Genomic DNA, 26,748 nt, shown 5'->3' with positions numbered 1-26,748 from the left:
CACTTCGCAAGCCTTACCCCAACGTATTTAGTCTGTAATCCATTAAATCAAGCTCCTACTGGTGAACGGTTACGTAATAATGATTGAAGAGCAATGCTTGATGCCCCGATTTATAGATGAATAGTACTCATTACTTTATCTAATAATGTAAATTAAAAAATGTATTATAAATCTTAAATTGTTCTTTTATATTTAGGTGTTGATTATTGATTTTATGATTAATTAGGCGCAAGATAACGTAAAAATAAAATAGCATAGTTAATATTCAGAATTACACTGGGAAGTAACTTTTTCATTACATGTTTCATAATAAATAGAGATATTTTTTATCTCTGTTTTTATTTATATTAGAGATTTGTGTATGTTGAGAATCATTAGTGCAGATAAATTTATCTCTTCAAGGTTTATCTTAGAGTACAGTAAGGCTGAGTTCGCTTCTTTATTAGGTGTTTCCGTCGCTAAAATAAGTAATATTGAAAGTGGAAAATCTTCAATCCCCCCGGTGTATGATTACGCCATTAATTACTTGTTGAGTGAACATCCATTTAAAGATAGTGCTGTTGATGCTTTATGCTCTCATGAAACGTTAAACTTTGCTCGTCGTATTGACGTCAATACCAAAGTAAAACGCTTGTCCTGTAAGCGTTGCGATAGCCGTAGACTGCACGTTATGGCTGGCATGAGTGGCTTGTATTTTGTCGAGTGCATGGATTGTAAACACACTATGTACTCGTCAGGCATGTCTGTAAAACGTTATCAGCAATGGTCGAATGATGGAGTCAAACTAGATAGTCATTTATTTAATTGAATTGTGTTTCCTTTGCACCTAAAGTAAAAAGCCATCAATACATGTGTTGATGGCTTTTTTATTATGTGTTTAAATTTAGTTAAAATTAAAATATTTATCATTCCTAATAATATAGTCCTAATGATTATATAGTGATGGAAATCTCAAAAAATTATTTTCTTGATATTTTATTTCTAACAACAATGGCTATGGTCACACAATTTTTAATTATTTTTCCTTTTAAGCCTGGTTTCAATATCATTGGGCTATCAATTGGAAAGTGATGAAGATCGCGAAATTTTAATTCGAGAAAATAAGACTTTTAAATATGAAAATTTAATCACGAAATTTGTTTTTTGAATTTTAAATATCGTTTTCGTTTGTAATATCTGTACCTGTCAATTTTAAAGAACAAAAAAGAGATATTCCAAATGAAACGTTTAATTATAGGTGTTAGTAATTACATGCCAGAAGACTTCAGTTTATTAGCTGAATCTTTAGATGAACAATTTAATCGTCATTTACAACCTTTAGAGCAAGTTGAATTAACCGACGTTGGTGCGGCTATTATTACTTCAGCAGACATTAAAGCAGGTCTGCATAAAATGATTTCTGAAACGGGTTACGGTATTCCAGTTTTCTTAGTAACGGATGCAAACCCAGTTTCGGCTGAAGATTACGTTTGGCTAACTGGCGTTATCGATTTAGAAAGACAATCTATTGAGTACTACTGTCGTCAAATCAACGAAGCAGTAACCAAGTACGAATGTCGTCTGCTTCCTCCTTTCTTCAAGCAATTAACGCACTATGTTGAGATGGGTAACTCAGCGTTTGACTGTCCGGGACACCAAGGTGGTCAGTTCTTCAAAAAACACCCAGCGGGTAAACAATTCTACGATTTCTTCGGCGAAAACCTGTTCCGTAGTGACTTGTGTAATGCGGACGTGGATTTAGGTGACTTACTGATCCACGAAGGTTCTGCACATCAAGCGCAGGCGCACGCTGCAAAAGTATTTAACGCGGACAAAACTTACTTCGTACTTAACGGCACTTCTGCTTCAAACAAAGTAGTCTGTAACGCGCTGGTAACTGAAGGTGATTTGGTACTGTTCGACCGTAACAACCACAAATCGAACCACCACGGTGCGTTAATCCAAGCGGGTGGTATGCCAGTTTACTTAGAAACGGCGCGTAACCCTTGGGGCTTTATCGGTGGTATGGATGAACACTGTTTCGATGAAGAATACATTCGTGCTCAAATCGCGAAAGTGGACCCAGAACGTGCACGCGATGAACGTCCTTTCCGTCTTGCTATTATCCAACTTGGTACTTATGACGGTACTATCTACAACGCTCGCTACGTAATGGATAAGATAGGTCACCTTTGTGACTACATCCTGTTTGACTCTGCATGGGTTGGTTACGAGCAGTTCATCCCGATGATGAAAGACTGTTCACCACTGCTGCTGGATTTGAAACCAGAAGACGCAGGTGTGATCGTGACTCAGTCTGTTCACAAACAACAAGCTGGCTTCTCTCAAACATCGCAAATCCACAAAAAAGACCGCCATATCAAAGGTCAAGCTCGTTACTGTAACCACAAACGCTTTAACAACGCGTTTATGATGCACGCATCGACTTCACCATTCTACGCACTGTTCTCTGCGCTTGATGTGAACGCGAAGATCCACGACGGCGAAGCAGGTCTGCGTTTATGGCGCGATGCGGTTAAGACAGGTATCGAAGCGCGTAAAGAAATCCTTAAGAGTTGTGAATTGATTCGTCCGTTCATTCCAGATGAAGTCGAAGGCCAACCTTGGGGCAGCTACGACACTGACGTGATCGCAACGAACAAGAAATTCTTCATGTTTGAGCCAAACGCAAGCTGGCACAAATTCGAGGGGTACGGTGAAGGTCAATACTTCGTTGACCCATGTAAATTGCTACTAACCACAGCAGGTATTGCTGAAGATGGCAGCTACGCAGACTTTGGTATTCCTGCAACGCTTTTAGCGAACTTCCTTCGTGAAAATGGCATCATCCCTGAAAAGTGCGACTTGAACTCTATCTTGTTCCTACTCACTCCTGCGGAAGATATGGGTAAGATCCGTCACCTTGTGGCTCAAATTAACCGATTCGAAAAATTCATCCGTGATGATGCCCCTTTAAGTATCGTACTTCCAAGCGTCTACGAAGCGAATAAAGAACGCTACCGTGGCTACACCATCCGTCAGCTATGTCAGGAAATGCATGACATGTACAAAGAGCTGAACGTGAAACAGTTACAAAAAGCGATGTTCCGCAGCGAGTACTTCCCACAAATGGTTCACAAACCTGACGTAGCAACACGCAAATACTTCCGTGGTGAATGCAATTACCTACCACTTAAAGAGGCCGTGGGCCGCGTAGCCGCTGAAGGTGCACTTCCTTACCCTCCAGGCATTATCTGTGTGATCACTGGTGAAGTCTGGACTCAACAGGTGGTGGATTACTTCCTATCTCTAGAAGAAGGCATTAACCGCTTCCCAGGCTTCGCGCCAGAAATTCAAGGTGTGTACCTTGAAGATGTTAACGGTCGCACTACCGCACATTGTTATGTCCTAAAAGATTAATCTACCCGTTCGCACCACGCTCCGGCGTCGGTGCGAACCGCTTATTCGTGGAGAATAATTTATGAGTACTGAAACTAAAAAAATGTCGGTGGTGCAGTTAACCATTCTGACGTTCATCAATATGGCTGGCTCCGGTATTATCATGCTGCCAAGTAAACTGGCGCAAGTGGGTACCATTTCAGTGTTGTCTTGGCTGATCACGGCTGCGGGCTCTTTGGCGTTGGCTTATGTGTTTGCAAAATGTGGTCGCTTTAGTATACGAGACGGCGGTATGAACGGTTACGCGTCTTACGCATTCGGTAAATCGGGTGCGTTTATGGCGGGCTGGACTTACGGTTTGTCGCTCCTTATTGCGAATATTGCGATCGCGATTACCTGTGTGGGTTACGGCTCCGCATTCTTTGAAGTGACCCTATCTCCGGTCGAAACCTGTTTGTACACCATCGCCATTCTTTGGATTTGTACTTTCGCTAACTTCGGTGGTGCGAAAATCACAGGTCAAATTGGTACATTCACCGTGTGGGGCGTAATCCTACCAGTGTGTTCATTGGGTATTGTTGGTTGGTTCTGGTTTAACCCAACCATGTACATTGAAGCTTGGAACCCACACAGCTTGCCATTTGGTGAAGCGGTGAGTGCTTCTATTGCGATGACTCTATGGGCATTCCTTGGTCTTGAATCAGCTTGTGCGAACTCTGAAGCGGTAGAAAACCCAGAGAAGAACGTACCAATCGCAGTGCTAGGCGGTACGCTAATCGCGGCTGTGGTTTACATTGTATCGACAAACATCTGTTCTGGTATCGTTGCAAACTCTGAGCTTGCCGCTTCTACAGCGCCATTCTCAACCGTATGGACAGTGATGCTAGGTTCTGCTGCTGGTAAAGTGGTTGCGGGTATGGCGGTATTGGCTTGTGCGGGCTCTCTATTGGGTTGGCAATTCACTATCGCGTCAGTGTTCAAATCGTCTTCTGACGCGGGCTTCTTCCCTAAATTGTTCTCTCAAGTGGACAAACGCGGCACACCGATCAAAGGTATGATCGCGATTACTATCATCCAATCAGTATTGTCTCTAATGACGATTTCTCCAACGCTGAACGAGCAGTTCGAAGCACTGGTTAACCTAGCGGTAGTAACAAACGTTATTCCTTACATCTTATGTATGGGCGCAATCTTTATTATGCAGCAAGTGGCGCACGTGCCAGAGCGCGAGATGAAAACCACCAACGTTATCGCTCTGATTGGCTCTCTGTACAGCTTCTATGCGCTTTACGGCTCCGGCTACGAAGCGATGATGTGGGGCTCTATCGTAACCTTCCTAGGCTGGAGTGCTTACGGTCTGATTGCTGCGAAGCATGAGCCTTTAGCAAATTAAAAAATAATACAGAAAGAGCCTTCCCAAACGCGGTGTGGAAGGCTCTTTGTTTTTAGGCATTTACGCCAAATCCAAGTCAGCTTAATGTATTTGAGGCTAGACATCCAATGACGTGAAAACTCATTTTCGACATTTGGAGGACGAAAGATGATAAGTCAACCTGTTAAAATCGGTGACGACACCGCCGTAGTCATTCCAAGCGTAATCCTAGCTCAGCTCGGGATAAGGGAAGGAGATACCCTAGAAATCGCACTGAATAAAGACAAAATGGAAATTAAGAAGATGGTGTTGAAAACCAGCGCGCCAACTTACTCTGAAGATATTGAGGAGAATTGAGTTAGAGAATCTTGGTTTGTCGGATACACTACTGGTTTCGCAAAACTGGCGCTTGCCGCTGTCTTTGAACTATCGATAACTACAATAAGAGGTAAGGTACTATGCAAGGTATCCTCTCTATACAATCTCATGTTTCTTTTGGTCATGCTGGTAACAGCAGTGCCGTTTTCCCAATGCAACGCATGGGTTTCGAAGTATGGCCGATTCATACCGTTCAATTTTCTAACCACACGCAGTATCAAGAAGGCTGGACTGGGCGAGCGTTTGCGGCTGAAGACATCAGCGAGTTAGTTCGTGGCCTTGGTAACATCGGTGCATTGGAAAAGTGCCAAGCGGTATTGACGGGCTACCAAGGTAGCGCAGAGCAGTGTCTTGTTGTTGAAGATACCGTGACGAAAGTGAAGCAAGCGAACCCGAACGCACTTTATGTTTGCGACCCTGTGATGGGCGCGCCAGACAAAGGCTGCATTGTGGCTCCGGGCATTGCTGAAAATCTTCTAACGCGTTTGATGCCAATGGCGGACGTGATCGTTCCGAACCAATTCGAGCTAAGTCAATTTGCTGAGATGGAAATCCACTCACTAGACGATGCGATCACCGCATGCCAACGTGCGCTAGAGAAAGGTCCAAAAGTGGTGCTAGTTAAGCACCTTTACTGCCTAGAAAATGGCAGCTTCAACATGCTATTGGCTACGCAAGAAGGCATTTACCTTGCGAAGCGTCCTCAATTTGAGTTTGCTAAACAACCTGTTGGCGTGGGCGATCTTATTTCAGCTATCTTTACCGCGGGACTCTTAAAAGGCTGGTCTCCTAAACAAGCTTTCCAACATTGTCACGACGCGTGTTACGGGGTGTTGAGTGCAACGTACCATGCGGGTGAGTGGGAACTGCAAACTATTGCTGCGCAGCAAGAGTTTGTTGAACCAAGCAAACACTTCCTGATTGAAGAAGTGGCTTTGGTCACCGCGTAATTGAGCGCAATTAAACAAAAAAGGGGAGCCATCATCGGCTCCCCTTTCTATTTGTTCTGTCAGTCTTACTGAGCTTTTTGCTGCTCTGATTTACAAACTGCTGCTGTAAAGACAACGTCTGTTGAGCTGTTTAGCGCAGTTTCTGCAGAGTCTTGAATCACACCGATAATGAAGCCAACCGCTACAACCTGCATTGCTACGTCGTTTGAGATACCAAACAGGCCACACGCAAGTGGGATAAGTAGTAGAGAGCCACCTGCAACACCTGATGCGCCGCATGCAGAAACCGCAGCTACAATACTTAGAAGTAGCGCAGTCAGTAGATCAACTTCGATACCCATAGTGTGCACAGCTGCAAGCGTTAGTGTTGTGATAGTGATTGCAGCACCAGCCATGTTGATGGTCGCACCTAGAGGAATAGATACTGAGTATGTATCCTCGTCCAGTTTTAGCTTCTCACATAGTGCCATGTTTACTGGAATATTCGCTGCACTTGAACGAGTGAAGAACGCTGTTACACCACTTTCACGTAGACAACGGAATACAAGTGGGTAAGGGTTTTGTTTGGTTTTAACGAACACGATCGCCGGGTTTACAACGAGTGCGATGATCATCATTGCGCCAAGAAGAACCGCCAGAAGGTGTGCGTAGCTTGCTAGCGCGCTAAAGCCTGTTGTCGCAAACGTTGAAGCAACCAAGCCAAAGATACCAAATGGTGCAAGACGAATGATAAAGCGCACAATGTGAGACACGCTGTGGCTTAGATCTTCAAATACGGCCTTCGTTGTTGCCGATGCGTGGTGTAGTGCAAGACCCAGACCCACACCCCAAGCAAGAATGCCGATGTAGTTTGCTTCTACTAGTGCATTTACTGGGTTGTCGACCAGTTTAAACAACAATGTGCGTAGAATTTCAGCAATACCCTGAGGAGGCGTTGCACCTTCAGCGCCGGTGACAAGCGTTAAATTGGTCGGGAAAAGGAAGCTTAGAACCACTGCTGATAGCGCCGCGAAGAATGTACCCATCAGGTACAGTACAACGATTGGGCGCATGTAAGTGTGTTGGTTTTTCTTTTGGTTTGCAATTGAAGCGGCAACCAAAATAAACACAAGAATTGGCGCGATCGCTTTAAGCGCACCGACAAAAAGGCTACCAATTAATCCCGCGCTTTCGGCATGGCTTGGAGAAATTGTCGCGAGCAAAATACCAAAGACGATACCGACAAGGATCTGGACGACGAGGTTACCACGAGCATATCGGGCAACTAGGCTGTTGTGTTGCATACATCATTCCTGCAATTTTATGCCAGAGTGGCAGGGCAATAGTCCATCATTACACGGCGATAATGCCCTTATATTACAAGGGGTGAGCATTGCTTCTGGTCACTAAGACACATGATTATCAATTATCCTGTTTTTATAAATTCAGCCATTTTCTTGCTGAATATCACATATCTTAGCTTGGTAATATTTTGTGTCTAGTTTTAGTTTGTTTTTGGATTAAATGTTTGCTCAATGTTATTTAAATAAGATTTTTATGTTGAAAATTATCATTAGTTATGAGTAATGGTTTTTAATAAAGTTGTTAAAAAGGAGACTTTCGTCTCCTTTGATTTTATTGACAACTCAAACGCAACAAATTAATAACTTTGTTGGCGCCTGCGCTTATCATTCATGGCATTGCGAGCAAGTTTACCGAATTGTCGACTTTGTGCTCGTTGCTCTGCCAAAGTCGCACCGTTAAAGGCTTGTTCTCGCAATAGTTTTTGATAGTTATTGAAACGACGAACTTCCAGTTTGCCATTTTCAATCGCAGTTTGAATTGCGCAACCCGGCTCAGTTTGATGCTGGCAATCACCAAAGCGACAACGTTGAGCGAGAGCCTCAATGTCAGAAAACGCCTCACTGACCCCCGATTCACAATCTGCTAGTTGAAGCTCGCGCATTCCCGGAGTATCAATCAAGATGCCGCCATCAGGTAATAGATGGATAGAGCGCGATGTAGTTGTATGTCGACCTTTGCTATCGTCTTCACGAATATGCCCAGTTGCCTGTTCTTGTTGCCCGAGTAATGCATTAACAAGAGTTGATTTGCCAACGCCTGAAGAACCGATAAAAGCGAGGGTTTGTCCTTCTTTGCACCAGGTCATGAGTTTAGAAGCACTCTCTATTTCTAAGCCGTTGACTGTCTCTATAGCTAATAGAGGGTCGAGCTTCTGTACTTGGCTTTTTAGTTCATCAGTATTGTCACACAAATCGGCTTTGGAAAGCACGATGACGGGTTCGACTTCGGCTTCATGAGCCAAGGCAAGATAGCGTTCAATACGACTTAAATTGAAGTCGTCGTTAAGGGAACAGACGATAAACACTGTATCCACATTGGCTGCGATAAGTTGCTCTGCCACTTTGCTGCCAGCGGCTTTGCGGCTAAAGAGGCTCAAGCGATCCAGTAAGCGAACAAATTGCTGATCTTCATTTAAGATTACCCAGTCTCCGACGGTCATATTGGGTAAAGAATGGTGGGCATTAAGATGAACTTGCCCAGTTTCTGTTGCCAATAAATAACCACTTCGGTGATGCGCAATTACACGAGCAAAGATAGTGTTGTCGTAATCGTCTAATGTCAGTTGTTGCTGAAAAAATGGTTTCCAACCCAATAGTTTTAGAGGGTTTGAAGTTGAAACTAATGTGTCACAAAAAGTATGTGTTTGATTCATTATTGAATTATCCCAGACGCAACAAAGCGCCTTAATACAAATCGCATTAGGGTCTAATTCGGATAGAGTTGACCCCGGTGAAGACCGGGCAGAGAAGGGGAGTTGTGGCTATGCCACAGAGTTGGTGCTGTTAGGGTTACCCTTGCGATGCCCAGTTAGTGTTATTCAATACAATCATCTTGTGTCCTCTTCGTTGGTTAATAAATAAGTGAGTTAATTAAGCCAAAAGAGTATAGCCGCCCTTTTTTAAAGAGGGTAGCTATACTGCAAAAATATTAACTTTGTTTTGTGATGCGCTCTTCCATAATCTGCGAATACGTGTTGGCTTTTAAGCCGTATATGATTTGGACATGACGAGCATCCAATATCACGACGCCATGCGCGCCATGATTTTTGAGTGCGTTCTTATCGATGACGGACGTCGCTCTGAGGGTAAGGCGCAGCCGAGTCGCGCATGCCCCAGTTTCTAGCAGGTTTTCTATCCCCCCAATGGCGTCAATGATCGTATCGACGTCTTGTTCGACATTGGGGTTGGTTTGAGTTAGGAAATTGAAAAATTGCTTCAGCACTGACTTAACCGTCATTTGAAGAGCCTTCGGTCGTTAGTTTTGAAATGGCTTCAACAATCGGTGCCGGTGAGAGTGTATGCGGTACTTTAGTGATTAACGTGCCATCCGGCTTCAAGAAGTAAAAGTAAGAGCTATGATCCAGCGTGTACTTTAGTTCCGAGCCTTCCAATTCTGTCTTACGGAAAATGACACCATAGTTGTGTGCCAAAGGTGTCGTTACATCAAGTGGTGCCGATAGGCCTTCAATCATTGGATGGAAGTAATGGGCATATTTTGCTGATGCATCGGCCTCATCACGCTCTGGGTCTAAAGAAATGAACATCGGGCGTAGTTGTGCTTTTTGCGCGTCGTCAATTTGATTCAGTGCCCCTGCCAGCATTGCAAGAGAAGTTGGGCAAACGTCTGGGCAGCGAGTAAAGCCAAAATAGACAACTCGGATGCGAGGGTCATTCACATCGAAGATATTGACGGCTTGGTTATTTTCCCCAAACAGTACCGTTTGTTGAGAGGTGGAGCTGTCCACTAGCTCTGGCTTCGTGTTCTGATTATCTAAATAGCTCTTTACGCCAAACCCGAGTGCGAAAGCAGCTACGAGAAATAGGGACCAATTGCGGCTCATAACGATTCCTTATCTTTGCATTTTTATAGCAGGGTAAACGGTATTCTCTCCATCACTGAGTTCACCAACCCAAGTCATTGCATCCTCCGTGCAAACCGGGAGAATGATGTCACCTTGATATTGGCCAGGAGCGATTTGCTTCAGCAAAAACTTAGGCTCACCCATCTCCATTTCTCTTCCTGAAAGACTTAGGATGAGTTGCTTAGCATCGCTTGTATGCCACTCAACATTTAGAGTGGTAGGAACCAAGGGTTGAGCAGTTTCTGAGTTTAGCGTCATCGTAACATTTTCTTGGACGCAAGAGGTTGTAGAGAGAAAGCAGTATTCATCTATTGACTTGCTTTGAGTGGAAGAAGAAAAGCTTTTTATTAGAGTCGGGGCATAAAATCCCGCAACTAATGCGGCTGAAACAGCGGCGATTTGTAACACTTTCATTAAGGTTCAGCATTTATCACTTAACATTACGAGCATCGTAGCACAGATGCGCCGCTCGCCAACTCGTGACCTCAGTAAATTGTGCGTTATACCTCGGTGACCAGCTTCCTAGTAACGCGACGGACTTTATTGCATCAAATACAGCAGAGTTTTCAATTGAGATGTTTTTGCCCTTAGCCAATAGATAAAAACGGAGCCAATTGGCTCCGTTTTTATTTGGTTCAGTATATGTTTGATACCAAAGTTATTTATCTGAATCTGCGAATTTCTCTAGACCCAAAACCAGCACAATGGCTGCAAGCATCATTACGACAGCAAGTACTAACTGAGAAGGTTGTGATGTTACGTGTTCAAATTCAAATGGTGATAGGTTGTGCTGTAGCAATGGCACTTGTTCGCCCTTCGAATTGGTGCGCCAAGTGATGGTTTCTTTCCATGGCCAAATCTTTGGCAACGTACCAATCATTAATCCAGTCAAAAACATCAGGGTGAAATCACGGAACTTGCGTAGTAACCACGACAATAAGTGAGAGAAGGACAGTAAACCGATCACGCAGCCAGACAAAAATAGCGCTAATGTATCGACTTGAAAACCTTTCACTGCGGCTAATACAGGAGCATACATGCCAATCAGCAGCAAAATAAAACTGCCAGAGATACCCGGCAAGATCATCGCACAAATCGCGATAGCTCCAGCGAATAAGGTGTTAATGGCCGTTGGTTCCATGTGTAAAGGTTTGAGCACAGTAATACTATAAGCAAACCCGACACCAACGAGCAGAATGACAAAGCGGACAAGATCGCGTTGCTCAACCTGACGAATAATGTGATACACAGAGACCAAAATTAGACCAAAGAAAAATGACCAAAGTGGGATCGGGTGTGTGTCAAGAAGCCAAGTAATCAACTTTGCTAGCGTTGCAATACTGGTGAAAATGCCGGCAAACAGAGCGATAAGGAAGAATCCGTTGATGTGATTAAACACGGCTTTAACCCCTTCTTTTCGCCAGATAGAGAAAAGTGAGGGGTTAATGCGTCGAATGCTTTCAAGCAGCGTATCGTAAATACCAGTGATAAACGCGATGGTGCCGCCAGATACACCAGGTACAACATCTGCTGCACCCATGGCGATTCCCTTGAAGAAAGTAATTAAGTAGTTCATTGCTCTAATGCTAAGTCGTTTCGATGGCAGAGAGTATACAAACATTGCGATGAAAAAAGTATGAAATAGTGCTGTAACTACTTGGTTTTATATCCAATCTATTGCCTATCTTTATTACCCGCCAAGAGACAATGTCGCCGTAACGAGCTTTTAATGCTTGGTTTACATTTTTGAGATGATTAACTCTACTATCAATTATCAGTCTTGGTTGCATTATGCAATTGCAATTTGCATTACAAAGTTGCATTTTGATAATTTGCGCGTGAATAAATCCAGCTTATATGAGATCTTGTACCCAAAAATAAGTCTTTGCATTTTGGCATGATTAATGCATAATACTGCTCGACCCTTCTTAAGCCGAGGGTCACCTAGCCAACTGACGTTGTTAGTGAATACAATTTGTTCACACTAAATATAAGCCAATCGCGATTATTGCGGTTGGCTATTTTTTTATATGAACAACGTTACTTACGTGCTTTGCAAATTGCACTTCTCTTACTGTCAGTCATAAAAAAGGGCTGACGTGTTACGCCAACCCTTGTGTTTTACTTTACGTTTTAACCCGTTTATCGAGCAGTTCAGTATCCCATCAACTGCAGCAAATTTTCAGCTGTCACAATGGCTTCTTTACGATTAGCAATATTAAGCTTTTGGTACAGGTTGCGAATGTGGGTTTTAATTGTCGTACCTGCCACATCCAGCTCTTGTGCGATTTGCTCGTTACTAAAGCCTGAATAAATCAGTCCCAGAACCTGCCATTCGCGTTGTGTTAATGGGCTGGTACGTACTAGCTCTGGCACATTAGGGTGATTCACCAACTTTTCAATAAAGTCTTCATCAAAGTGAATTGACCGGCTACGTTGATTCGATGAAATGTCCTTCATTAACTGTTGAGCACGGTGACGCTCAAGATCGCCCAGTTCATGGCGGAGGCTCAACTTCTCCAGCAGACCGCCAATGGTTGCACCATCAATCAGGAAGTTTCCGACCATGCCAGTTTGGTTCGTCATTACTAATGCTTCTTTTAACAGAGCCTTGGCTTGCTCCTCATCTTTTTGGCGAGCAGAAAGGACCGCTTCAACCACTAAGTTGCGATTAGTATCTGTGATTAGGTTAGTGCGACGAGCTTCACCTTGGAGAAAATCTAACGCAGCACGAGCGTCGGTATATTGGCCTAAGTTAATGTGGGCGCGGGCAATGTTACGCCATTGCAATTGAGAAAAGTGGTTGCATGCCGATTCAGGACGAACCGCAGTGTTGAGCCATTCTTGCATTGCATCGGTATTCCCGCGCGCTTGCCAAAATAGAATCAACGATAGTGAAGCGTTTGCAGTCCAATCTACGTGATAAGTCGACTGTTTCATCAAGTGTTGGATGTGCTCAATGAATTTACCGGCTTTGTCTAATTCACCGCGTCCAATCGCAATACGCGCCAACATCGAATAGCTATGTAAGTGCTTGCTTGGTGAATGGTTTTCGAGAATTTGCAGACCTTTGTACGCGCATTCTTCCGCTTCATCAAGTCGGTTCCAGCACCAAAGTACTTGCGCGCGAATACGCAGCAAAAATTCATGAAGAGGAACATGCTGAAGCTGCTGATCTTCAATCAGACGAAATGCGGAATCTTGTAGTTCAAAGGCAGCTTGCACGTAACCTTGTGCAATCAAAATCTCGCTTTGCTGCAATATTGCCCATAACGCTTGGTGATATACCTGATACTGACGAGCTAGCTTTTCAGTTTGTTGCATCATCGGCAAAGCACGGTCTAGTTTACCTAGCACGTGGTTAACTTCACCAACAACCGAAGTCGCCACAATTCGGCTACGGTAAATAGTGTTATCAAGTTGGCTAAGCGCTAGCTCCGCTAATTCGAGAGCTTTTTCTGGTTGGTTACTGTTGATAGCCACTTGAGCAAGCAACGCGTTTGCTTGACCTTGATAATGAATATCTAACGCAATGTTACGCTTTTTGTGTTCCTCTTCCGCTTCTTCAAGCAGGTGGCCCACTTGGTTATAACGATGCTGACTTTGAGCCAACCATGCTCGGAGCATCGTAAGTTTTGGGTGGCTGAACAACAGATCATCGTCCAACTTGTTAATTGAGCTTTCCAGTGTGCTGAGTTCGCCTTGGTTAAACATCTTCCAGCCGAATTCGTTTAGGATCTCTACCACTAAGTCCTTATCATTTGATTTTTGTGCATGATGAATCGCTTGGTGCGGTGCTTTTTGTTGTAACCAAGCGATAGCAGCATTGCGGTGGAGATCTTTTTCTTGCTGAGGAATACGAGCTTGGCGCTCATGAGATAAAAACTCGCCAAATAAGTTATGGAACCGGAACCAGTTCTGTTCCCCTTCGAGCGGGTAAATGAATAAGCCGTAACGGTTAAGCGATTCAATCATTCCCAGTGCGTCTTCGCGTTGGGTAAGGGCAAACACTAACTCATCATTGAAGTGGTCAAGCACGGATACTTGCATTAAAAAGTGACGAGTTTCGTGATCGAGTAAGTCAAACACTTCTTCGACCAAGTAATCCCACAAGTGCGCGTGATTGAACTGCGATACCGACTCTACAGTTTGTGCCAATGTGCGGTTTTGATGTTGGGCTTGTAATGCGATCAACTGCATCGCCGATGGCCAACCTTCAACATAGGTTCTTAGGCTGTTCGCCATGTCTTCATCAATACCATCGGCGATACGCTGGTTAAAGAAGCGAGTGGTTTCTTCGGTATCAAACGCCAACATCTCGTTGCCGATTTCGATCATTAAATCACGAACACGTAAGTTTGCAGTGCCCAGAGGCGGCGCTGCACGACTGGTTACCACAACGGTGAGGTTGTCTGGCATGTGCTTTAAGAAGAAACGCATGGATTCATGGATTTCATCATTCGTGATTAAATGGTAGTCATCAAGCACCACGTAGCACTCTTGATGAAAGTCAGCCATTTCAGCGAATACTTCGCTAAATAGGGAGCGTAAAGACGAGATCTGACGTTTTTCCGCCAGTTTTTGTGCGTTAGCGCAACTGAAGTTGGTGGCTTTGTTTAATGCTTGAAGCAGATAGTTTACAAAGCGAAAGCCGTCGTTATCGCTGTCATCAATGCTGTACCAACCGACGTTTGGCTTATCGGATAGCCACTGCGCTGCCATTGTTGTTTTTCCGTAACCTGCTGGGGATCGGAATAAAACCAATTTGTAGTAAGGCGCTTGCTGTAGTAAGTCCAACACTCGTGGGCGCACGATGGCATTGTGCAGGCGTCCTGGTCGAGTAAGCTTAGATGGAATCCACATTAGTAGTTATGTCCTTATTTGTGTATACCCAAATGACTGCAACGTGATCATTCTAGTAAAGCCCCCTTGAAAGCCGTCTTACTGAATGATGTCATCAGCATCAAAAACACTGTTTGAATGCCAGATAATGTCGCTACTGTTGGGGCTTGCGTCCGTCTGAAAAACCATTCCATACGGTCACTTAGATATAAAAGCTAGCGAAAACTAGAAATAACTCACATCGCCTAATTCTAGTTTGTATAAAAAGCGTACAATCCTGTGAGCTGAGAGGGATGTTACGACATCAGAAATGTTCGTTACTTTGATCCACTTCCTAATTCTCAAGGGTTGATGGATTTACCATCAACTACGCCCTTTATTTGTGATTGTCGTCACTTAAATATCGTTTGTTTCGTTAGCGTTAAGATCGCGTTGCACATAGATTACGAAAAGTTCTTCTACGCTGACCGAGTTAATGTGACCGATATTACAATTTTCACATCATCAGATGAGTGGACTATAAAAAGCGTCATGAACGGGTTTTAACCTTTCTCACATTCCATTGTGATCAAAATCACTAAGAACTGGTGCAAAGTTCACTTTGTTGAGATTTGGATCACTAACCTAGCAATGGTACCCCCTCTACGCCCTCAGCCCTCCTCCTTCAAAGGATGAGAATTAGGAGGATGTTTATTCACAGAGGTAAATGCACGATGTATGGCAGATGAATTACCAAAAGACGTGAGAATTTCGTAATGAAACCTACTCAACAAAAACAATTTGACAAGAAGTCGTTCCAAGAAAGCGTAAAGAAACACCTATCTGTAACTTACGCTCATACGATTGAAAACGCAGACAGCCGCGCATGGTACCTAGCAATGGGGCATGCTCTGGCTGAATTTACTACTCTAGATTTGCTTGCGACAGAAGAAGATCCACGCATTAAAAGTGCGAAGAGCGTTAACTACCTTTCGCTAGAATTCCTTATCGGTCGTTTGACGGGTAACAACCTAATCAGCATGGGTCTGTACGAACAAGTAACAGAAGCAATGGCTGAACTAGGTTACAACCTAACTGATCTGCTAGAAGAAGAGCGCGATCCATCATTGGGTAACGGTGGCCTTGGTCGTCTGGCTGCGTGTTTCATGGATTCATGTGCGGCACAAGAATTCCCAACTGTCGGCTATGGTTTACATTACGAATACGGTCTATTTAAGCAGTCGTTCAAAGACGGCCGTCAGCAAGAAGCACCTGACGCATGGCGCGGTGTAGAAGGCTACCCTTGGGAAATTGCGCGTCCAGAACTTGCGCAAGAGATCGGTTTCTACGGTCACGTTGAAGTGATTAACGAGAACGGTAAAGAAGTTCGCAAATGGGTACCAGGCATGACAGTAAGAGCAATGCCTTGGGATCTTCCAATTGTGGGTTACGAATCAGACACGGTTTACCCGCTACGTCTTTGGGAATGTCAGGCGATTGCACCATTTTCACTAGCAAGCTTTAACAATGGTGATTACTTCGAAGCTCAGCACGCACTGATCGACGCAGGTAACATCACTAAAGTGCTTTACCCGAACGACAACCACGAGAAAGGTAAAACACTGCGTCTAATGCAGCAGTACTTCCACTCAGCAGCGTCTGTACGTGACATCCTACGTCGCCACGAAGCTGCGGGCTACTCGCTAGCGGATCTACCTAAGCAAGAGACTATCCAGCTTAACGATACGCACCCAACGATTGCGATTCCTGAACTAATGCGCATCTTGATGGATGAAAAAGGTTTAGCTTGGGAAGCGGCTTGGGAAATCAGCTCTAAGACATTTGCGTACACCAACCACACGCTACTTCCAGAAGCACTAGAGACATGGCCAGAGTCGCTAATCCAGCACCTGCTACCACGTCATATGGAGATCATTTACGAGATCAACCACCGCTTCCTACAAGACGTACGTGCAATGTGGCCGGGTGATGTCGCGAAGCAACAGAAGCTTTCTATCATCGAAGAAGGTTTCCACCGCATGGTTCGCATGGCAAACCTATGTGTAATCGGCTCTTACGCAGTAAACGGTGTAGCAGCACTTCACTCTGAATTGGTTAAGAAAGACCTATTCCCAGAGTTCCACGAAATGTACCCGACACGTCTACACAACGTAACGAACGGTATTACGCCACGTCGCTGGTTGAAGTTCTGTAACCCAGGTCTGTCTCAGCTTATCACTGAGAAAGTCGGCCCAGAATGGCCAGCGAAACTAGAGCAACTTGAAGGTATTGCGAAGTACGCTACTGACGCGACATTCCAAAAAGAATTCATGGCAGTGAAGAAAGAGAACAAAGAACGCCTAGCAACTTGGGTGAAAGAGAACATGGGTATCGAGCTCGATACTAATGCAATCTTCGATGTTCAAATCAAGCGTCTGCACGAGTACAAACGTCAGCATCTAGACTTGCTACACGTACTGTCTCTGTACCACCGTATTCTTAATGAACCAGGTTTTGAGTGTACGCCACGCGTTGTGTTCTTCGCAGCAAAAGCAGCACCGGGTTACCACCTAGCGAAAGAAATCATCTTCGCAATCAACAAGATTGCAGACAAGGTGAACAACGATCCTCGCATCGGTAACAAGCTGAAAGTGGTATTCATCCCTGACTACCGCGTGAGCATGGCTGAAATCATTATCCCTGCGGCTGACGTTTCTCAACAAATCTCGCTAGCGGGTAAAGAAGCATCAGGTACAGGTAACATGAAGATGGCGCTAAACGGTGCGCTAACTATCGGTACAATGGATGGTGCAAACGTTGAGATTCGTGAGGAAGTAGGCGATGAGAACATCTATATCTTCGGTCTAGATGTTGAAGGTGTGAAAGCGCTGAAAGCTCAAGGTTACAACCCATTTGATTACTACAATGCGGATCACTTACTCAAAGCGTCAATGGACTTGCTATTGGGTGAAGAGTTCACACCAGGCCAACCGGGCTTACTGCGTGCCACATACGACAGCCTGCTAGACGGTGGTGACCCATACTTATGTCTCGCGGATTTTGCCTCTTACGTGAAAGCACACGAAGACATGAGCGAACAATATAAAGATCAAGCTGGCTGGGCGAAGAAGGCCATTCTTAATACCGCCCTTGTTGGCAAGTTCACGTCAGACCGCTCAATCCGCGACTACGTGAACAATATCTGGAAACTTGAAGCGGTGAAACGCTAATAGAACCTAGTTAAGACCAAGGTAGCCAAGCGCTACCTTTGGTCATTTTCCAAAAGAAGTTATTGATAACAATAAAACCCTACATGGAAGGTGTTGGTATTACCTTCGGAGAAAGCGATGAAAGAACAAACAGCATTAAAGAAAGTCGCGGAAATGGCGAGATTGGCTGATAGCTATGTCAGTGCTTGGGGAGATGAGGCTAAAGTGTCTGAGGAGACGCTACGCCGCTTGCTCGCTTCGCTTGGCTATGATACTAGCAGTGATGAAAAACTACTGGCTTCTGCTGAAAAGAAACATAAAAAAGACGTACTAGCCCCTGTTCTTGTTTTACGCGACGGCGAACCAGTCGAAGTGGAACTAAACCTAGGTACGAGTGCTCGTGAGAGTGAATTCAGCTGGCGTTTAGAAACAGAACAAGGAGAGGTACTTGAAGGCTATCTTCAGTCCCAAATTGTTCGTGATGAGCGTGCTGAGGGTGGCCCTCTAGTGTTTGCATTGCCAAAGAACTTGGCTTGGGGTTATCACAAACTGATCATCAGTCGTAAGCGTCGTAAAACACCTTACGAGATGTTATTGATCATTACGCCGAAAGCGTGTTTCAAACAAGACGATCTAAACCAACACAAAAAGCTATGGGGTCCTAGTATCCAGCTTTACACACTGCGTACTCAGCATAACTGGGGCATCGGTGATTTTGGCGACCTAAAACAACTGGTGAGTGATATTGCCTCTCGTGGCGGTGACTTCATTGGCTTGAACCCTATTCACTCGCTGTTCCCTGCGAATCCAGAAGGGGCAAGCCCATACAGCCCGTCTTCTCGTCGTTGGTTGAACATCATGTACATCGACGTAAGCTCTGTACCTGAATTCGCGCTAAGTGCAGAAGCACAACAGCGTGTTGGTAGCGCAGAGTTCCAACAACGTCTACAAAAAGCGCGAGACTCTCATTGGGTGAATTACACCGAAGTTTCGCAACTAAAAATGAGCGTTCTTCCGCTGCTATTCAGTGAGTTTAAAGCTCGCCATTTAGACAAGAACACCGATCGCGCTCGTGCCTTCTTGGACTTTGTTGAAAAAGGCGGCGACAGCTTGCTACATCAAGCTGCATTCGATGCACTTCATGCTGATTTACATGCAGAAGATGCAAACATGTGGGGCTGGCCAGTATTCCCTGAGAAATACCGCACATTCGACGCAGCTGGTACTCAGAAGTACATTAAGGACAACCAAGATCGTGTTCACTTGTACATGTACCTGCAATGGATCGCAGACGATCAAATCAAAGAAGCGCAAGCGCTAGCCGAAGAAAAAGGCATGGCTGTGGGTTTGTACCGCGACCTTGCGGTGGGTGTTGCAGATTCAGGCAGCGAAACATGGGCAGACGAAGGCGCGCTAGTATTGGATGCAAGCATCGGTGCGCCGCCGGATGTACTTGGTCCACTAGGCCAAAACTGGGGTCTGCCTCCGCTTAACCCTCAGGTTTTAGAAGCGACTGGCTACGACGCTTACATCAAATTGCTACGTGCTAACATGAAGCATTGTGGTGCATTGCGTATCGACCACGTACTTGGCCTGCTTCGCCTTTGGTGGATTCCAAAAGGCGAGAAAGCGACAGAAGGCGCATACCTGTACTACCCAGTTGAAGACATGCTAGCAATCCTAGCGTTGGAATCTCACCGTCATCAGTGTTCTGTAATCGGTGAAGACTTGGGTACTGTACCTGATGAAATCGTTGATATCCTTCGTGATGCGGGTGTGCATTCGTACAAAGTCTTCTTCTTCGAAACATCAAAAGACGACGGTGGTTTTATTTCTCCGAAGCATTACGCAGAGCAGTCTATGGCGGCATTGTGTACGCACGATATGCCAACACTACGCGGTTTCTGGCACTGTGATGACTTGAAGATGGGGCGTGAGATAGGTCTGTACCCTGATGAGCAGCAGTTGGAAGGCCTATTCGCTGACCGCTTGAAGTGCAAACAAGGCATTCTAGACAGTGTTCGCTGGCATGGCTATCTGCCAGAAGGCATTGGTCATGATGCTCAGTACGTGCCAATGGATTCATACCTAAGCGAAGCGCTGCAACTGCACGTAGCCGCGGGTGACTCTGCACTGCTTAGTGTTCAGCTTGAAGACTGGCTAGAAATGGATCAACCGGTCAATATTCCTGGTACGGTGGATGAGTATCCAAACTGGCGTCGTAAATTGTCGATGAACCTAGATGAAATCTTCAGCCGTGAAGATGTGAATCGTATTTCTAAACGCCTTACTGAAGTTCGTGCACAGGCGAGTAAGTAAGATGCCTAGAGTGGCGTAGATGGACGAGCTGATTACGAATTTTGTTAGCTCAGAGGTACGAAAGTTCCGTCTAGGTCACTCATTCCTAAAACACAATCCGTTAGGATGAAGTACCGTTATTATGCCCGCGACAATAGCGGGCATTTTTGTATTTTGACGCCGTTTACGCAACGAACGTGAGAAGCGGAGTCTTTTTGTGAGTTCACAACGTTGGCTGTGGAGAAACCGATGTTTGATTCAGATCTCTGGTCTTGAAAAGGATGTTGGCTCTAGGGAGAAAGATTTGAAAACCACCAAAACCAAGAAAATAAAGAAACAACACGAACGCGCATACGAACTGCTTGCTGAGGCGGCTTACTCAGATCCATTTGCGGCGCTGGGTCCATTCATTGACGACGAAGCTTCGCTGAGAGTTTGGATGCCGGGCGCAAACAAGGTTGAACTACTTGTTAATGGTGAACCTCGCGTGGCGCTTGAGCGTGATGGCGACAGCGGTTTCATCTTAAAAGAGCAACGCGATTTACACCTGACCCACTACCGTTTAGCGGTCGATTGGAATGGTGTTGAACAAATTATTGATGACCCGTACCAGTACCACAATATCTACCAAGAGTACGAGCATCTGCATACGCCAAAAGACATGTATCACTACATGGGCGCACACTTTGTCACGCTAGAACGTGGCGGTGAAAACATCTCTGGTGTGCGTTTCCTTGTTTATGCACCACATGCATCTGCTGTTAGCCTTGTGGGTTGCTTCAACCAATGGGATGGCCGTCGTCATCCAATGCAACGCCTAGACTACGGTATCTGGGGCCTATTTATTCCTGGCTTAGAAGAAGGCGTTCAGTACAAATTTGAGCTCAAAGGGCCAAATGGGGAAGGGCTGCCACACAAACAAGACCCTTGGGGTTTCTACTCTGAGCAATACCCATCGTTCGCGTCCATTACTTACGATCACAAGCGTTACCAATGGCAAGATGCGAAATGGCAAAACCGCGCAGTGACGCAAAAGCGTGATGAAGCGTTATCGTTTTACGAGCTGCATGCTGGGTCATGGAAGCGCAACGAGAAAGGTGATTTCCTGAACTACCGCGAACTTGCGGAGCAGTTGGTGCCATACCTTGTGGATATGGGCTACACCCACGTTGAGCTGATGCCTGTGTCTGAGCATCCATTCTATGGTTCATGGGGCTATCAACCTGTTGGCTTGTTTGCACCAACTAGCCGCTTTGGCTCCCCTGATGATTTCAAATTCTTCGTGGATGCGTGTCACCAAGCAGGTATCGGTGTTGTGCTGGATTGGGTACCGGCGCACTTCCCATCGGATGATCATGGTTTAGCGAACTTTGATGGTACGCCTCTGTTCCATGATCCAGATCCGCGTCGCGGTTGGCACCAAGACTGGAACTCCTACATTTACGATTTAGGCCGTGAACATGTGCGTCGCTTCCTTGTCTCGAATGCGCTGTACTGGTTTGAACAATTCCATATTGATGGCATTCGCGTGGACGCAGTCGCGTCGATGCTCTATCTCGATTATTCACGTAGCCACGATCAGTGGGTCCCGAACGTTGATGGTGGCAACGAAAACTACGACGCAATCGCAACCTTAAAATGGATGAACGAAGAAGTGTACAAGCACTTCCCGAATGCGATGACGATTGCGGAAGAGTCAACGGCGTTTCCGGGTGTGTCTGCGCCAACCTTTATGGGTGGTTTAGGCTTTGGCTTCAAGTGGAATATGGGGTGGATGCACGACAGTCTTTCATACATCAAAGAAGATCCTGTTCACCGCAAATACCACCACAATACCATCACATTCCCGCTAGTTTATGCGCACAGCGAGAACTACGTCTTGTCTCTCTCTCACGACGAGGTGGTGTACGGCAAAGGCTCTATTCACAACAAGATGCCGGGCGATGAATGGCAGCAAACCGCAAACCTACGAGCATACTACGGTTATATGTATGGTCAACCGGGCAAAAAGCTGAACTTTATGGGCGCGGAAATTGGCCAAACAGCGGAGTGGAACCACGATGATCAGTTGCAATGGTTCTTACTGGAATATGAGCGTCATCAAGGTGTCCAAAAGCTGATGCGAGATTTGAACCACTTGTACCGAAATGAAGCGGCGATGCACGATCAAGATTGTGTTCCTGCTGGTTTTGAGTGGCGTCTACAAGACGAGGCAGATGCAAGCATCCTAGCGCACGAGCGTATCAGTAAAGAGGGTGAGCGTATTCTGATCATCACCAACTTTACGCCCGTACCACACGAGCGTTTCCGTTTAGGTGTTCCAAATGCAGGTCAATACGAACTGCTGCTGAACACGGACGACAGCAAATACGGCGGCAGCGATTTTAAAGTGCTGACCATTGTGAAAACGGAAAAAGTTGAAAGTGAATCACTGCCTCAATCACTTGAGCTTCGTTTGCCTCCACTTTCAACCGTGTTCTACAAGCTGCACAAATAATTTAGTCTAATCAAATTCTAAGCCCGTTTTACATTGTAAATCGGGCTTTTTTTGACCTATTTTTTACCTCTAAAACTTGTTGTTCTTGATTGAATCAGGCAAGCTCACGGGTTTGTTTATCATCAATCGCTAATGCATTGGGGAACTACACATGTTGAAAAGGCTTAAGCCATTTCTATTTAAAATGGTGTTGATATTGCTGATCGCCCCAGTCGTTTTGGTTGGTTTGGTGAAATATGTCGATCCACCAATATGGGGATGGAAGTTAAGCCGCATTGTTGCGCCACCAAAGAACTATCCAGACAATAGTCAACACGAATGGGTATCCTTGTCGCGCATTTCAAAAAATATGCAGTTAGCGGTGATTGCGACCGAAGATCAAAAATTCCCTCATCATTATGGTGTCGATTTCGAATCGCTATTCGACGTGATTTCCGAGGCTGGTGATAATGGTCCGTCGAGAGGCGCGAGCACTATTACCCAACAAGCCGCGAAAAATGTGTTTTTGTTTCCTTCTCACTCCTACGTTCGCAAGGCTTACGAGCTTTACTTTGCCTTACTGATGGAGCTGATGTGGAGTAAAGAGCGCATTCTCGAAGTGTATCTAAATGTGGTTGAATTTGGTCCCGGTATTTACGGCGCTGAAGCGGCGGCGCAGAATTATTTTGGTGTCAGTGCAAAGCAACTCTCGAAGTGGCAAGCAGCGCGATTAGCCGTGGTGTTGCCAAACCCATATCGAATCAAAGTCTACCCACAAAGTGAGTACACTGCTCGCCGCACAAGATGGGCGATGAATCAAATGAGCAATCTTGGCAGCGTGCAACTTTAACTCCCTCAATCTATTGCACTTAAATAGAACTACGCCCCTATATCAATAAAATGTGAAGCGTCACAAGCTTTAGGGCGTAGCCTTTCAGAATGATGTGCTCAGTTTTTCATCCATTTACTATTAGTGTGAATAAAAATACAACACGAATACTGCGCCTATGCGCAACCAATGGACTGAACGATGAAACTGAATCTGATTACGACTACCTTATTGCTTGCATCGGCAAGTGCCATCGCCGAGCCAAACATCACCATTTTGACCACGACCAACAGCCGTGACTTTCCTTTAAATGCAGAGCAGCCTTTGGTTGTGCCCTTAACCAAAGATGGATACACGCTCAAAATTACGGGTGTTGAAGGCGACTGTGTCGCGCCTGATGGCCAGAAGGTCAAATTCAATAAACCTATCGCGCTGAACTGCGGAAAGCCAACAGAACTGCCGTTAAAAATCCGCTTTACTGGCGATTACTCTTTTGCTTTTGATGCGGAAGCGAAAACACTGCGCTTCAAGCGTGAACCTAAGAAAGCCGCGAAGACTGAATTCAAACGCCCAATCCCACAAGTGCAATGTGAGGTTTACCAAGGCGGCGAAGTCACCATCGCGCTGGGTGACAGTTTCCCCGATGGCACCAAGTTGCGTGATGCTTACTCTGGGCAAATGGTTGAAGTAAAAGATCAGCAAGTATCGCTGACACCAAGCAAAGACTCAGGCGGTTTGGTGCTACTAGAGCCAGTGAAGAAAACCAAAGAAGCAGTGCCGTTTGATTATCGCAATGCCAACATTTACTTCGTGATGGTCGATCGTTTCAACAACGCCGATACCAGCAATGACAACAGCTATGGGCGCAAGAAAGACGGCAAAGAAGAGATAGGCACTTTCCACGGCGGTGACCTAAAAGGCGTGATCGAAAAGTTAGATTACATCAAGAGCCTAGGTACAGATGCGATTTGGTTATCGCCAATCGTTGAGCAAGTGCACGGCTTTGTTGGCGGCGGCGATAGCGGCTCATTCCCATTCTACGCTTACCACGGTTACTGGACGCGTGATTTCACCAAGATTGATGAGAACTTCGGTAACGAAGATGACCTGAAAAAGCTGGTGGAAGAGGCACACAAACGTGACCTTAAAGTATTGATGGACGCAGTAATCAACCACACCGGTTACTCAACGTTAGCCGATTTGCAATTTGACGGTATTGAGGTGTTAAAACCAAACGCTGATTTACCGAATAAGTGGGGTGACTGGCAACCAAAAGCGGGTGAAAATTGGCATAGCTATCACCAGAATATTGATTACCAGAGTCCAAACTGGGCGAAATGGTGGGGCGGTGACTGGGTAAGAACAGGTCTACCGGGATACCCAGTTCCGGGCAGCAGTGATATCACCATGTCATTGGCGGGTTTGCCAGACTTTATCACTGAATCAGACAAAGCCGTGAAGCCAGCTCAATGGCTATTGGATAACCCTGGCACTCGCGTTGAGGAGCGTGATAATTACACCGTCTCGGACTACCTAATTGAGTGGCAAACTGATTGGGTGAAACGCTTTGGTATTGATGGTTACCGTGTCGACACGGTGAAGCACGTTGAAGGCGATGTGTGGAAACGCTTGAAAGAAGAGGCATCAAGCAGCCTTGAGCAGTGGCGTAAAGAGAACGGTAAGTCAGGTCAGCCATTCTGGATGATGGGTGAAGTATGGGGACATACCGCATATCGCAGCCCTTACTTCGACGACGGCTTTGATGCGTTGATTAACTTCGATATGCAGAAGAAGTTAGACAAAGGCGCGGCGTGTTTCAGCCAAATGGCAGACACTTACCAAAGCTATGCGGACACTATCGCCAATGAGAAAGACTTTAACCCTGTGAGCTACATGTCTTCTCACGATACCGAGCTGTTCTTCTCTCGCTTCAAAGATTACGGTATGCAGCGTAACGCCGCGAATGCACTGCTTCTGAGTCCTGGTGCTGTTCAGGTTTATTATGGTGATGAAGTTGGTCGTAACATTGGTCCTTACGCGGACGATTTCCACCAAGGCACTCGTTCTGACATGGTATGGAAGCTATCTGATGAGAAGCAAGCGCTGCTCAAACACTGGCAAACTCTTGGTCAGTTCCGTAAAGCGCACCCAGCGATTGGTGCGGGTCAGCATCAAGTAATTGAACAAGAAGGCGCGTACGTGTTCTCTCGCTCGCTTGGCAATGACAAAGTCGTTGTGGCGTTTGTGGGTCGCGACAAGTAGTTAGAACTTCGTTTTAAGCCTAGATAGAAAAAGCCCTTCCTTGAGTTATCAGGGAAGGGCTTTGTTGTATTAGTTCGCCAGTTCTTGGTCGATGACTTTTTCTAGCTCGTCAAACGGCACATAGCCAGGAATGACTTGATCATTAATGATCAACGCGGGCGTGCCGCGTAAACCAAGTTGCGTGAAATACTGATAGTTTTTATCAAGCAACGCCTTGGTCTCTTTGTCGTCGACAAGCTGTGCTTCTGTCCCCGTTTTTTTCGCGATTTGATTTAAGGAACGTGCGTCATGTGCGCCCGGTTTTTTCACCAATAACTCATGCACTTGTCCGTACTTATCTCGCTGGTTTTGCCAAACATTTAATGCGTAACTTGCCGAGTTGTAGCCGTTTTTCTCGTATTGTTCTTTAAAAGAGACATTGAGGTTAAGCACTTTTACCTGCGGATATTCCTTACCAACTTTGACCAGCTCTCCTTCTAAACGTTTACAAAAAGGGCAGCTGTAGTCTGTTACGTTAATAATGGTTAACTCAGGGTTTTCAGCACCAAAAGAGGAATGTTTGCCATCACTTAGATATTGACGAACCTCCTTCAAGGTGTCGCCAAATGACTGTTGATACGCAATGTACTCTTGAAGGTTTTGGTGCAATGAATCAAGAATTTGAGGGTTTTCTTTTAGTATCTGAGTAACTTCCTCTAGCTTTTGTTCTGCGGTCTTTTCTGATGCGAAAGATACGGCAGGTACGATAGCCATCGTTAACGCCAAAAGTGTACGAGTGAATGTCATAATATTTCCTAAAACTTTTAAATTTCGTTGTTTGTTATGTGAAGTGAATAAAATATTTACAAAA

18 protein-coding genes are annotated in these 26,748 nt (G+C 45.3%); 10 read left to right on the top strand and 8 right to left on the bottom strand.

The genetic code is table 11. From position 1 onward, the window contains the following. Positions 1–361: 361 nt before the first annotated feature. From R7E42_RS05450 to pdxY, 5 genes are all read left to right on the top strand, one after another. Positions 362–808, top strand: a complete 447-nt coding sequence (locus tag R7E42_RS05450) for a helix-turn-helix transcriptional regulator (RefSeq protein ID WP_005374797.1) — start codon at positions 362–364, stop codon at positions 806–808. 410 nt (positions 809–1,218) lie between these two features. Next, positions 1,219–3,399 carry an ornithine decarboxylase SpeF gene (speF, locus tag R7E42_RS05445; RefSeq protein WP_005384659.1) on the top strand — a complete coding sequence of 727 codons (2,181 nt, stop codon included), beginning with the start codon at positions 1,219–1,221 and terminating at the stop codon, positions 3,397–3,399. A gap of 61 nt (positions 3,400–3,460) precedes the next feature. Beyond that, positions 3,461–4,771, top strand: a complete 1,311-nt coding sequence (gene potE / locus R7E42_RS05440; RefSeq protein ID WP_318072410.1) for a putrescine-ornithine antiporter — start codon at positions 3,461–3,463, stop codon at positions 4,769–4,771. Positions 4,772–4,918: 147 nt separating this feature from the next. Further along, a complete protein-coding gene (locus tag R7E42_RS05435) occupies positions 4,919–5,107 on the top strand; it encodes an AbrB/MazE/SpoVT family DNA-binding domain-containing protein (RefSeq protein ID WP_017634469.1) in 189 nt (62 codons plus the stop codon). Between the two features lie 101 nt (positions 5,108–5,208). After that, positions 5,209–6,078, top strand: a complete 870-nt coding sequence (pdxY, locus tag R7E42_RS05430; protein WP_213962302.1) for a pyridoxal kinase PdxY — start codon at positions 5,209–5,211, stop codon at positions 6,076–6,078. Between the two features lie 65 nt (positions 6,079–6,143). Here pdxY and sstT read toward each other — a convergent pair whose 3' ends face one another. The 7 genes from sstT to malT form a co-directional block, all read right to left on the bottom strand. Beyond that, positions 6,144–7,361 carry a serine/threonine transporter SstT gene (gene sstT / locus R7E42_RS05425; protein WP_005374821.1) on the bottom strand — a complete coding sequence of 406 codons (1,218 nt, stop codon included), beginning with the start codon at positions 7,359–7,361 and terminating at the stop codon, positions 6,144–6,146. Between the two features lie 356 nt (positions 7,362–7,717). Next, entirely contained in the window at positions 7,718–8,794 is a 1,077-nt protein-coding gene (gene rsgA / locus R7E42_RS05420) for a ribosome small subunit-dependent GTPase A (RefSeq protein ID WP_182038102.1), read from the bottom strand. 275 nt (positions 8,795–9,069) lie between these two features. Continuing rightward, positions 9,070–9,378: a PTS transporter subunit EIIB gene (locus tag R7E42_RS05415; RefSeq protein ID WP_213960553.1), complete on the bottom strand. Its 309-nt coding sequence runs from the start codon at positions 9,376–9,378 to the stop codon at positions 9,070–9,072. Beyond that, positions 9,368–9,982, bottom strand: a complete 615-nt coding sequence (locus R7E42_RS05410; RefSeq protein WP_017820122.1) for an SCO family protein — start codon at positions 9,980–9,982, stop codon at positions 9,368–9,370. The genes R7E42_RS05415 and R7E42_RS05410 overlap by 11 nt, the downstream gene beginning before the upstream one ends. Before the next feature lie 9 nt (positions 9,983–9,991). Then, complete coding sequence (locus R7E42_RS05405) at positions 9,992–10,417, bottom strand: hypothetical protein (protein WP_017820123.1); 426 nt, start codon at positions 10,415–10,417, stop codon at positions 9,992–9,994. A gap of 244 nt (positions 10,418–10,661) precedes the next feature. Further along, positions 10,662–11,579, bottom strand: a complete 918-nt coding sequence (locus R7E42_RS05400) for a DUF368 domain-containing protein (RefSeq protein WP_318072409.1) — start codon at positions 11,577–11,579, stop codon at positions 10,662–10,664. A 578-nt stretch (positions 11,580–12,157) separates the two neighbouring features. Continuing rightward, the gene (malT, locus tag R7E42_RS05395) at positions 12,158–14,866 is read right to left on the bottom strand and encodes an HTH-type transcriptional regulator MalT (protein ID WP_005374834.1); all 2,709 of its coding nucleotides are present in this window, start codon (positions 14,864–14,866) and stop codon (positions 12,158–12,160) included. Between the two features lie 734 nt (positions 14,867–15,600). On the opposite strand from malT, the gene R7E42_RS05390 reads away from it, so the two are divergent. The 5 genes from R7E42_RS05390 to R7E42_RS05370 all read left to right on the top strand — a co-directional run bounded on the left by R7E42_RS05390 (position 15,601) and on the right by R7E42_RS05370 (position 25,898). Continuing rightward, a complete protein-coding gene (locus tag R7E42_RS05390; RefSeq protein ID WP_005374836.1) occupies positions 15,601–18,054 on the top strand; it encodes a glycogen/starch/alpha-glucan phosphorylase in 2,454 nt (817 codons plus the stop codon). A gap of 117 nt (positions 18,055–18,171) precedes the next feature. Next, positions 18,172–20,352 (top strand): 4-alpha-glucanotransferase, encoded by a 2,181-nt coding sequence (gene malQ / locus R7E42_RS05385; RefSeq protein ID WP_213871292.1) that lies wholly within the window; start codon positions 18,172–18,174, stop codon positions 20,350–20,352. Positions 20,353–20,635: 283 nt separating this feature from the next. Next, complete coding sequence (gene glgB, locus R7E42_RS05380) at positions 20,636–22,828, top strand: 1,4-alpha-glucan branching protein GlgB (protein WP_318072408.1); 2,193 nt, start codon at positions 20,636–20,638, stop codon at positions 22,826–22,828. Between the two features lie 151 nt (positions 22,829–22,979). Then, a complete protein-coding gene (mtgA, locus tag R7E42_RS05375) occupies positions 22,980–23,657 on the top strand; it encodes a monofunctional biosynthetic peptidoglycan transglycosylase (protein ID WP_318072407.1) in 678 nt (225 codons plus the stop codon). 180 nt (positions 23,658–23,837) lie between these two features. Continuing rightward, positions 23,838–25,898 (top strand): alpha-amylase, encoded by a 2,061-nt coding sequence (locus tag R7E42_RS05370; RefSeq protein ID WP_318072406.1) that lies wholly within the window; start codon positions 23,838–23,840, stop codon positions 25,896–25,898. Positions 25,899–25,967: 69 nt separating this feature from the next. On the opposite strand, the gene R7E42_RS05365 is transcribed toward R7E42_RS05370, so the two are convergent. Further along, complete coding sequence (locus R7E42_RS05365) at positions 25,968–26,684, bottom strand: DsbA family protein (protein WP_238966371.1); 717 nt, start codon at positions 26,682–26,684, stop codon at positions 25,968–25,970. Positions 26,685–26,748: the final 64 nt, after the last annotated feature.

Origin of the sequence: Vibrio sp. Vb1337 (genome assembly GCF_033338715.1) — a bacterium.
In the GTDB taxonomy this organism is placed as follows: domain Bacteria; phylum Pseudomonadota; class Gammaproteobacteria; order Enterobacterales; family Vibrionaceae; genus Vibrio; species Vibrio alginolyticus.
The sequence above is the reverse complement of the archived record's forward strand: the minus strand, read 5'-3'. Positions and strand labels throughout refer to the sequence as shown.

Excerpts from the sequence above, each read along its gene's own strand:
- R7E42_RS05450 (WP_005374797.1), top strand. The coding sequence starts at position 362 with ATGTTGAGAATCATTAGTGCAGATAAATTTATCTCTTCAAGGTTTATC.
- speF (WP_005384659.1), top strand. The coding sequence starts at position 1,219 with ATGAAACGTTTAATTATAGGTGTTAGTAATTACATGCCAGAAGACTTC.
- potE (WP_318072410.1), top strand. The coding sequence starts at position 3,461 with ATGAGTACTGAAACTAAAAAAATGTCGGTGGTGCAGTTAACCATTCTG.
- R7E42_RS05435 (WP_017634469.1), top strand. The coding sequence starts at position 4,919 with ATGATAAGTCAACCTGTTAAAATCGGTGACGACACCGCCGTAGTCATT.
- pdxY (WP_213962302.1), top strand. The coding sequence starts at position 5,209 with ATGCAAGGTATCCTCTCTATACAATCTCATGTTTCTTTTGGTCATGCT.
- sstT (WP_005374821.1), bottom strand. The coding sequence starts at position 7,361 with ATGCAACACAACAGCCTAGTTGCCCGATATGCTCGTGGTAACCTCGTC.
- rsgA (WP_182038102.1), bottom strand. The coding sequence starts at position 8,794 with ATGAATCAAACACATACTTTTTGTGACACATTAGTTTCAACTTCAAAC.
- R7E42_RS05415 (WP_213960553.1), bottom strand. The coding sequence starts at position 9,378 with ATGACGGTTAAGTCAGTGCTGAAGCAATTTTTCAATTTCCTAACTCAA.
- R7E42_RS05410 (WP_017820122.1), bottom strand. The coding sequence starts at position 9,982 with ATGAGCCGCAATTGGTCCCTATTTCTCGTAGCTGCTTTCGCACTCGGG.
- R7E42_RS05405 (WP_017820123.1), bottom strand. The coding sequence starts at position 10,417 with ATGAAAGTGTTACAAATCGCCGCTGTTTCAGCCGCATTAGTTGCGGGA.
- R7E42_RS05400 (WP_318072409.1), bottom strand. The coding sequence starts at position 11,579 with ATGAACTACTTAATTACTTTCTTCAAGGGAATCGCCATGGGTGCAGCA.
- malT (WP_005374834.1), bottom strand. The coding sequence starts at position 14,866 with ATGTGGATTCCATCTAAGCTTACTCGACCAGGACGCCTGCACAATGCC.
- R7E42_RS05390 (WP_005374836.1), top strand. The coding sequence starts at position 15,601 with ATGAAACCTACTCAACAAAAACAATTTGACAAGAAGTCGTTCCAAGAA.
- malQ (WP_213871292.1), top strand. The coding sequence starts at position 18,172 with ATGAAAGAACAAACAGCATTAAAGAAAGTCGCGGAAATGGCGAGATTG.
- mtgA (WP_318072407.1), top strand. The coding sequence starts at position 22,980 with ATGTTGAAAAGGCTTAAGCCATTTCTATTTAAAATGGTGTTGATATTG.
- R7E42_RS05370 (WP_318072406.1), top strand. The coding sequence starts at position 23,838 with ATGAAACTGAATCTGATTACGACTACCTTATTGCTTGCATCGGCAAGT.
- R7E42_RS05365 (WP_238966371.1), bottom strand. The coding sequence starts at position 26,684 with ATGACATTCACTCGTACACTTTTGGCGTTAACGATGGCTATCGTACCT.